The sequence below is a fragment of the Spongiactinospora gelatinilytica genome (assembly GCF_003236385.1).
GTDB lineage: Bacteria > Actinomycetota > Actinomycetes > Streptosporangiales > Streptosporangiaceae > Spongiactinospora > Spongiactinospora gelatinilytica.
The window spans coordinates 1-1,273 of the sequence record NZ_POUA01000730.1 but is presented as its reverse complement, the minus strand read 5'-3'; the positions used below and the strand labels follow the sequence as shown (position 1 = coordinate 1,273).

Here is a 1,273-nt window from a genome sequence, read left to right as displayed (position 1 = left end):
GCGCCAGTCGTCGGCGGGGAGTGCGGCGGCGCGTTCGGTGGTGAACGTGCCGGACAACAGGCCGGACGCCATCGGGCTGTAGACGATGACGCCGGTGTCGTGCGCGGCGCACCAGGGGATGACGTCGGCGGTGGCGTCCCGGTGGATGAGCGACAGGGGTGGTTGCAGGGAGGCGACGTGCCCGACGGCCTCGCAGCGTTCCAGTAGCTCGACGTCGAAGTTGGACACCCCGGGGTGCCGGACCTTCCCCGCCTCGACGAGTTCGAGCAGTGTGCCCCAGGACTCCTCGATCGGCGGCCCGTTGGGGTCCGGGGCGTGGATCTGGTACAGGTCGATTCGGTCGACGCCCAGGCGGCGCAGTGAGTCGTCGCATTCGCGCCTGATCGATTCGGGTGTGAGGTCGTTGCTCTCGACGCCGTGCTCGTCCCAGACGAGGCCGCACTTGGTGAAGATCAGTGGCCGGTCGGCGGGCGGCAGGGCGGACAGGGCCCGTCCCACCACTTCCTCGGCGTGCCCGAACCCGTAGACGGCGGCGGTGTCGATCCAGTTGACGCCGTGGGCGACGGCGTGGTGGATCGCGGCGATCGACTCGTCGTCGGACTGGGTGCCCCAGCCCATCAGCCCCGGGCCGCCGGCGGCCCAGCTTCCGAAGCCGACCGTGGTGATCGCCATGCCGGTGCCGCCCAGCTCGCGCGTACGCACTCAGGGGTCCTTTCTGTAGGGCCGGGCCGCGTCGGGCGCGACGACCGGCAGGATGAGCCGCGACAGGTACGGTCCGGCGTGGTGGACGCTCTGCAGGGCGCTGGTCACCTCGGCCGACGTGCCGGGGAGTTCGCCGGTGTTGGGGTTGCGGTCGAAGTGGGGGAAGTTGCTGCTCGACACCTCCAGCCGGATGCGGTGCCCGGGCTGGAAGACGTTGCTGGTGGCCCCGAGGTCGATCCGGTACTCGACCACCTCGCCCGGGGTCAGGAGCCGGGGCTCGCTCGTCGAGTCGCGGTAGCGTGCCCGGATGATGCCGTCGGCGAGGTTGCGCGCATAGCCGCACGTACCGACATCGACGAGCTTGACGGTCCAGTCGGTGTCGGGTGCGGTGCTGGCGGCGTGCAGCACGACCGTGACCGGGCCGGTGACGTCGAGGGGTTCGGTGAGCGGTTCGGAGGTGTAGACGAGGACGTCCGAGCGGGCCTCGATCGGGCGCTGGTCGTACACGCCGCCCTGGGTGTGGACGGGGTTGCAGCACAGGGCGCCGCCGAGGGTGGGCACGGGGTCGCGC

Annotated in this window: 2 protein-coding genes; both read right to left on the bottom strand. The window is 71.2% G+C overall.

Annotated features, from left to right (window positions below):
* Nucleotides 1–702, bottom strand: a 702-nt coding sequence (locus C1I98_RS38975) for an aldo/keto reductase (RefSeq protein WP_233508577.1), incomplete at its 3' end; no start/stop codon positions are given.
* The coding region (locus C1I98_RS38970; protein WP_146607938.1) for a CocE/NonD family hydrolase at nt 703–1,273 on the bottom strand (571 nt) is incomplete at its 5' end.